At 49.6% G+C, this 7,766-nt stretch carries 8 protein-coding genes; 3 read left to right on the top strand and 5 right to left on the bottom strand.

Going from position 1 to position 7,766, the window contains the following annotated elements; all coding sequences use genetic code 11:
- Positions 1-108 precede the first annotated feature (108 nt).
- The gene (locus AC0QH1_RS12050; RefSeq protein ID WP_324631367.1) at positions 109-450 is read left to right on the top strand and encodes a helix-turn-helix domain-containing protein; all 342 of its coding nucleotides are present in this window, start codon (positions 109-111) and stop codon (positions 448-450) included.
- 2 nt (positions 451-452) lie between these two features.
- Positions 453-1,130: an ImmA/IrrE family metallo-endopeptidase gene (locus AC0QH1_RS12045; protein WP_324631366.1), complete on the top strand. Its 678-nt coding sequence runs from the start codon at positions 453-455 to the stop codon at positions 1,128-1,130.
- Here AC0QH1_RS12045 and AC0QH1_RS12040 read toward each other — a convergent pair.
- Positions 1,100-1,264, bottom strand: coding sequence for a hypothetical protein (locus AC0QH1_RS12040; RefSeq protein ID WP_324631365.1), 165 nt, complete (start codon positions 1,262-1,264; stop codon positions 1,100-1,102). The two genes, AC0QH1_RS12045 and AC0QH1_RS12040, sit on opposite strands and share 31 nt — an antisense overlap.
- Here AC0QH1_RS12040 and AC0QH1_RS12035 point away from each other — a divergent pair.
- Positions 1,256-1,879, top strand: coding sequence for an Eco29kI family restriction endonuclease (locus tag AC0QH1_RS12035; protein ID WP_324631364.1), 624 nt, complete (start codon positions 1,256-1,258; stop codon positions 1,877-1,879). The genes AC0QH1_RS12040 and AC0QH1_RS12035 overlap by 9 nt on opposite strands.
- Positions 1,880-1,884: 5 nt before the next feature.
- On the opposite strand, the gene AC0QH1_RS12030 is transcribed toward AC0QH1_RS12035, so the two are convergent.
- From AC0QH1_RS12030 to AC0QH1_RS12015, 4 genes are all read right to left on the bottom strand, one after another.
- Positions 1,885-3,195, bottom strand: coding sequence for a DNA methyltransferase (locus AC0QH1_RS12030; protein ID WP_324631363.1), 1,311 nt, complete (start codon positions 3,193-3,195; stop codon positions 1,885-1,887).
- 279 nt (positions 3,196-3,474) lie between these two features.
- Entirely contained in the window at positions 3,475-4,110 is a 636-nt protein-coding gene (locus tag AC0QH1_RS12025; RefSeq protein WP_324631362.1) for an exopolysaccharide biosynthesis protein, read from the bottom strand.
- A 142-nt stretch (positions 4,111-4,252) separates the two neighbouring features.
- A complete protein-coding gene (ahcY, locus tag AC0QH1_RS12020; protein WP_324631361.1) occupies positions 4,253-5,530 on the bottom strand; it encodes an adenosylhomocysteinase in 1,278 nt (425 codons plus the stop codon).
- 88 nt (positions 5,531-5,618) lie between these two features.
- Entirely contained in the window at positions 5,619-6,806 is a 1,188-nt protein-coding gene (locus AC0QH1_RS12015) for a DUF389 domain-containing protein (RefSeq protein ID WP_324631360.1), read from the bottom strand.
- Positions 6,807-7,766: the final 960 nt, after the last annotated feature.

Here is a 7,766-nt window from a genome sequence, read left to right as displayed (position 1 = left end):
GGATAAGTTGGCTAGGAGCCGGATGAGGTGAAAGTCTCATGTCCGGTTCTGAATGGGAGGTGAGGGTTGCAAAGCCCCTATCGACCCCTAATTGGGGATTTTAAAGAAGTGGAACAGAGTTTTGGTAAACTAATTCGCAAAGCACGCAAGGACAAGGGTTTCAGCCAACGGGAGCTTGCCAAGCTTCTGGAGGTGGACTTCACCTACTTGTCCAAGCTGGAGAACGATCGCGCGGACTATCCTCCGAAGGAAGACGTGATTCGGTCGTTGGCGCGGAATCTGGATCTCGATGAGGAGGAGCTGATCGTCCTCGCCGGACGCCTTCCGCAACGTTACGAGGATTTTCTCAAGGAAAATTATAAAGTCATGCCCGCCCTGCTGCGGCGGATGCGAGAAAATCCGGATTTTGCTCAAAAGGTGTTTCAACAGGTTGCAAGCGAGGGAGAATAACCTTGAGTATCTTCAAGCCGTATCGCTATTATCGCAAAGAGGCGATTGAGTATCGGGCCAATCACCTGCTCAGACAGATGGATCGGCGCGGAGATCAATTTGCACCCCGTTGGCCATTTGATGTCACCTTAGTGGCGGATTTTTTGGATCTCGGCGTCATTTGGGAGTGCATCCCGCCAGATGAAATTGGGCCGATCGCGGCTCGGATCCTGCCCCTGCAGAGCTGCATCGAGATTAACGAACAGTTACTCGATAAGCCCCAGGGGTTCCAAGAATCCACCCTTGCCCATGAAATCGGCCATTGGGTGCTGCACATCAATCAAGATGTGGCGGAGGATCCCGAATCTCGCCTGCCCGATCTGGAGGTGACCGCACCGGATGAGCCATTTGTCTGCCGAGGGACCCGAGAGGTGGCGGGGTTTCTTTCTAGCGCGTCGCAGCTCGAATCGATTGAATGGCAGGCGCAGTATTTTGCCAGTTGCCTGCTGATGCCGCGACATATTTTAGAAGAGAAAAGCCAGGGTCGGGATTTAACCCGCTGGCCTCACCTCTATGAAATGCGAGAAGAACTCGGCGTGAGTATCTCTAACTTGGTGAATCGGCTGCAAGATTTGGAATGGATATACATTCCCAAGCGAACCCGTCAAATTTATCCCGGAAAGGCGGTGGTGTATGGGTAGTGAGTGATAGGAGACGGGGATAAACCGCTCAGAGCGATCGCGCACTCCCGTCCGGCGATCGCTCCTACCCCGGAGGCGATCGCACCACTCCCTTCCCATCCACCGCGATCGTGGAACTGGCAACTGTGCGCCATCAAAAAACCGTGACATTCAATCCCAATCGCCATATTTTTCGCTCGCCCAAATTTCGCAGTGTAGTTAACGATGCCATTCAGTTTTTCTGCGAAACGCCGGTTTATCCCTTACCCCCAACCAACCGCTTTATCGGTGCGGGGGTTTATGGACTTTACTATCTCGGTGACTGCGGGCTTTATGCGAGACTTGCCGATGCGAACAAACAGGCTTTAGAGCAACCGATTTATATCGGAAAAGCCGTTCCTCCCGGATGGCGAACCGCAAGAACACAGGAGACTCAAACCACTGTTTTATATCGCCGACTGAGAGAACATGCCAGAAGCATAGAACAAGTGGGAAATTTACAGACCGAGGACTTCAACTGTCGATTTACGATTTTAACCCATATCGAAACCGATCTCATCGGACCTGTAGAAGCCGAACTGATTCGAAGATATCAACCCCTTTGGAATTGTGTCATTGATGGGTTTGGAAATCACGATCCCGGGTCAGGACGATATAACCAAGCGCCATCAGAGTGGGATGTATTGCATCCCGGTAGACCTTGGGCAGAACGTTTAACGGGAGTATTGCCATCCTTAGCGATCGTCACCGAAAAAGTTGGCGATTTTTAGGGGATTTACCGTTTTCTTAATTCCACGATCGCTTCATACAGGTGATGAGATTTTTTGGCTTTGGCCACCCGCACTTCGGATTGAATAATGCTATTTCCCACTCGCGTGGAACGGGGAATATCAATATTCACTAATTCTAACCCAACCAATTCAGCAATTTTGCCAAAATATTGGTCAGTGGGAATTAAAATGCCTTGTAGAATGCTGTTGCCAATGACCACCAGGGCTGTACCGCCCGACTTGAGAACGTAATGGATGCCTTGGGCGAATTTGTAGCAGTCATTAAAATAAGATGCGGCATAATTAGCCCAACCAGAACCGCCATAGATTCCTTTTTCGGGATTAATCTGTCGGATCGTCTCTAAGCGTCGATCGATATCGCTTTCCGGTAAGCGAAACTCCAGGTCAATTGGTTGGCGATCGCGCACGGTTTGCCAATACTTCCCGAAGTTTAAGTGTTCGAGTCGTTTCAAATCCTTCGGATTGTTCGCAAATCCCAGCCAGTAAAGTTGAGGTCGGGTATTGCGATTGTAGTGATAATTATTTAAGTAAGGGGGTGAGGTGACGATTGCATCCACCGATTCAGGCGTTAAGTAATTTTGGTAATTTAAGAAGGAATCTTCAATTATCGGAAAATTTTCACAGCGCTCTTTCTGATGAAAGTCCACTTTCGCAATATCTGTGGCAATTTCTTCTAGTTTTGCGATAATCGCTTCTTCTACCGGAAAATCGATAATTTCAGGTTTGCCTGCTGTCACCCGTCGGCTCAAACTGGGTTCGTAAGAATAATTGGAATAGCGCACCATCGTGGATGCAAATACCAGTTTAAACAACTCTTGTAAGAAGAGATTATCCAGGGTGTCAATAAAATCCAAGACCGTTAACACTTTTTTGAGAACCTGGGGGCTGTAAAATTCGGATCGGGTTTTGAATCCTTGGGGAGGTTGACTTTTCGGGAAAGACTGAGAACCGATTCTCTCGGTGTAGAAGGTTTGGAAATTTAAAAGGGTTTCTTGTAAGATTTGGACATCAATGCGATCGGCATTGATTTTCATCCTTGCGGCTAATGCCGCATAAGGGTTAATTTCAAATCCAATCCCTCTATGACCCAGTAAAACTGCTTCAACTAACGTGGTTCCTACCCCGGCGAAGGGGTCTAAGACGGTACTTTTTTCGTCCAGGTATCGGTGCAAGGCATCCCTGACAAAATGGCTGGAAAAGCCAGCAATCCAGGGAACCCATCGATGAATTGGCCGGGTTTTGTTATGGGCAAATGCCGGATCGTTAAACGCAGATGTTTTCTTTTCAAGTGTCATACCGGGGAGAGAATTTGCGTTGTGTTTCATCGATGGGAATCGAGGGCGAGTAGTACGGGTATTATTCTGACATAAGAGGCGATCTCTCCTACCGATTCCGCGACAAAGGGGACAACATTTCCGCCACGGCGAAGCGACAATCGGGAAATGATTCAGGACAGGAGCGATCGCCTCAGTTTCGCAAACCCCCTAAATTTGAAATTTTATCCGGTCTTCTCACAAAAACGCCGTTTTCTCGCAAAGTATAAAAAAACCTGTTTTATCTAAAAGCAAAATTGCTTAACTCGTCGAGCGATTCAGAATGAAATCTTTCATCACATCGATCGTCGTTCTGACCATTTCGTAGCCAAAAATCAGAACTGACGCCGAGAGGGTGAAGCCCATCGCACAAATCACCAAACCTGCCAAGCTAATTGCGCCATCGTCATCGAGCAAGCCAAAGCCGGTGACAAAAATCCCGATCGCCGGCAGAGTATTGGTAAACGGAATCGGCACCATCATCGAAACCGACATCACGGCGATCGCGCATCCAATAATAATTCGTCCCGGCAGACTGGTGCAGACATAACTCAAGCGCGGACGAGACAACATCTCAATTTTCTGCAACCAACGCATCCCCGAGTTCAAAACCCCTTGCACCTTGCTCAACTCAATCGGACGATTTAACATCTTTTGCGGCAGCCAAGGGCGTTTTGCCCCCGCCAACAACTGCACCGCCAGCAGCAACATCACCACCCCAAACGGAATCGAATAACCCGGTGCCGGCACCGGCAACGCCGAGGGCAGAGACAGCAACACGAACAAAAACCCAAAAATCCGCTCTCCCGCCAACTGCCAAATCGCAGCCAACGTCACTTCCTCAGAGCGGGCTTCGTCAAAAAAATAGCGTTTTAATTCAACCGAGAGTCGAGCCACAGCGTTCGTTTGCAACAAAGGGGGGTAAGATAAAAGGCGCTTCGGGGCGGGCGTGCAAGACACCGGGGCACCCCCCCGAAGCAAAGTCGGTGACGACTCACCCCTGACGTCTAACTCGTCAGAGGCAAGTTCGTCCAACCGATTAGGTACCAGAAGTCCAGGAATTGATGTACTTCACCTGTTCTGGGGTCAGAGCATCCATATGAATTCCCATTGCCTTCAGTTTCAGGCTGGCGATTTCTTGGTCGATATCTTCCGGAATCGAATGCACAGCCGGTTCGAGCTTGCCTTTGTTCTTCACCAGATACTCGCAAGCCAACGCTTGGTTGGCAAAGCTCATATCCATCACCGCGCTGGGGTGTCCTTCTGCTGCCGCCAAGTTAATCAGACGACCTTCACCCAACACGATCACCGACTTGCCAGATTGCAGCTTGTATTGCTCGGTGAACGGACGCACCGTGCGTTTTTCAGACGCCATTTCACCCAGGCCCTTCAGGTCGATTTCGATATCGAAGTGACCGGAGTTGCAAACAATGGCACCATCTTTCATGTTCTCGAAGTGCTCGCGACGAATCACGTGCTTGTTACCGGTGACCGTCACGTACAAATCGCCGTAACGCACTGCTTCCTCCATCGGCATGACGCGGAAGCCATCCATCGTCGCTTCCAAGGCCCGCACTGGGTTGATTTCCGTGACGATGACATTGGCACCCAAACCGCGCGCGCGCAAGGCGGTACCTTTACCGCACCATCCATAACCGGCCACTACCACAGTTTTACCGGCCAGCAGGACATTGGTGGCGCGGATAATTCCATCTAGGGTGGATTGACCGGTGCCGTAGCGGTTATCAAAGAAGTGCTTGGTTTCAGCGTCGTTGACGTTCATCGCCGGGAAGGAGAGAACGCCATCTTTGAACATTGCCGCCAGACGAACGATCCCGGTGGTGGTTTCTTCCGTGGTGCCGATGATATCCGACAGTTGATCCTTGCGATGTTGCACCAGACCTGCCGTCACGTCGCTCCCGTCATCAATAATAATGTTGGGTTTGTGATCCAGGGCGATTTCTACGTGACGATGATAGGTTTCGTTGTCTTCCCCTTTGATGGCAAAGACAGGAATCCCATGATCTGCCACCAAGCTTGCTGCAACATCATCCTGGGTGCTTAGGGGGTTGCTGGCAATCAGCACGGCATCAGCACCACCCGCTTTCAGGGTAATCGCCAGATGAGCGGTTTCGGTGGTGACGTGGCAGCAAGCAGTGATGCGGATCCCGGCGAAGGGTTTTTCCTTTGCAAAGCGATCGCGGATCAGGTGCAGCACGGGCATCTCCCGTCCCGCCCAATCAATCCGCTGTTTCCCTAGGGGCGCTAGAGAAATATCTTTGACTTCGTGTTTTACCGGGGTAGTCGTGGCAGTCATTCTAACTGTATCCTCGATTCAATGTTCAATTTGCTTGCCTTATCTACCTTACTCCATGATTCGCGTTCTCGTCACGAATTTTACAAAATTATTTTGCGCCCGGTTCTGTTTTGCGGTAAGATTTTTTCTCCCTACCTGGCCCTACTCTCGAATCTTTCAGGGTTGACCATTGCAGTTTTTCCACCACGGTGGCGCGCAATGGCCGCATTCGCTTGGCTTTTTCGTTGCTAATGTCTTTTGAACTGCCCCCTTGGGACTGGGGGGGCATTTTTTCCCCTGGGTTTTCTGTTTCCGGCGCTTCGGTTTGTGGGGGTTGCCCTCGGACTTCGCGCACTTGACTTTCTTGAAACACTAAGGTGAACCGTCGTTGCATTCGGTCGTACAGGAATTCTTCCACTTCCCTGACTTGTTTGGGGGTGATCGGTTCTTTGGCGTTGACGCTGAGCTGTACTTCGGGTGGATTTTGGTTCCAGTCAATTTCGATCGCCCGCAGTAAACTGACTTGCTGACCTACGGTAATCGTTTCTCGCTGTAGGACTTCTTTGAGGGTGGCGCGGATATTCGCTTCGGCGAGCAAGGTCCAAAAACTCCAAAACAGGGGAATCACGATCGCCCCAACTAAGGCAAATGTCCACCCCAATGCCCGCCCGATTTTTTCGGTCTCGATATAATAACCGCCCCAGACAAATACCAGCATACAGGCGAGGATAATCCCGAGAAAGTTGGTGCAGTACAATAAAAATGCTCCCCAACTGGCAGCAAAAAATCCTTGGGATAGGCTAATACCCACCACGCACAAGGGCGGCATTAAGGCAACCGCAATGGCAGTTCCCGCTAGGGCGTCGCTGATTCGAGGCCGAATTTTGGCAAACCCACTCACTGCCCCGGCGGCGATCGCTACTCCGAGATCCACTAGGTTGGGTTGGGTGCGCGAGAGCATTTCTGAGGAGAATTCTGACGGCGGCAAGTTCACAAATCTCCCGATCGCCCAGGATAAAAATATCGCCACGCCAGTGCCTACCAATCCCGTCCATAAACTTTTGCGAAATAACTGGAGGTCTGCTTCTAATGCGCCAAAGGCAACGCCGCGCAACGGCTGCATCAGAGGGGCGACAATCATGGCTCCAATAATTACCGCCGGACTATTGTTGAGCAGTCCCATTGTGGCGATCGCACAAGAACTAATCACCAACACTACATAATTCAGTTCCAGTTCGGCGTCTTTTAGCAGTTGCTTCCGCAATCTTAATAATTTTTTTAGCGTTGCTTTCGGCATCTCAACATCGGCTCCAACCCATAGCAGATAACCTTTGACTCCCTGAAGCGTCACTCCCGCCAAAACCGGATGCGCTCAGATTGAGATTACTGTAGCAAAAAGTTTCCCGTTTTTCCGAAGATTCCTCGCATTCCTTCAGTTCTCTTGTGGCCACCCCTTATCTCCCCCCCCTATAAACCTCAGCCTCTCGCTCAATTATTGTCCCTCTCTGTTCTTTTCCCTGCAAACACTAACCCTCCGGTTTATATTCACGACTTTTTGCAATTTAATTTTACCAAAAACGATATTCTACTAAACATAAAATATCGTTTTTTTGACAAAACTAACGAAATATTTGAGTCGCAATGCAATCGTTGTATGTCAAACAAAATAACAATTAAAAAGTGAAAAAAGTGTCAGAGTAGCGTCAATGACTCTATAACGTCTAAATACCTGAGATCAAAGGAACCCAAGGAAGCGCCAATCCCAGAATTAGGGTGAGAATTAGAACGAGAAAAAAGTCCGATCGCCGAGATTCTATCCGCAACTGCCAGTTGTTACAAAAATTTACAAAAAAGGGAGGGAATGAATGCAGGAGGGGATAGCTGTTTGGGGGAGGCTAGATCGGCGATGCGATCGCGCATCTGGAGATTTTCAGCATAACCCATCTCGCCGATGCCAAGGGAGGGCAAGCAGGAGACAATCCAGGGCGATCGCGGCTTTACCCAGAAGGCCGCAAGAGGTAAAATGCAATTAACTAACAAAAAGCCAATATTTCTTGTCGTCAGGGCAAAATATTGTCTAAAGTAGAAAAATAACGGCTTCGCGGTTGACCCCTGGGTAAATTCGCTTATCCATTCCGGTCAAACAGCGAGGTGAAGTTTTACCAATAAAAATTAAGAGGCCAGTCAGGGACTCCGTAGAAACCAACCCCATGTCTAAAGCCAGGGGCTTGTACTTCTAACCACCTGACCAGCCTAA

Source organism: Phormidium sp. CCY1219, assembly GCF_055795085.1.
Note: the sequence above shows the minus strand (reverse complement) of the source record. Positions and strands in the feature narration are given on the sequence as shown.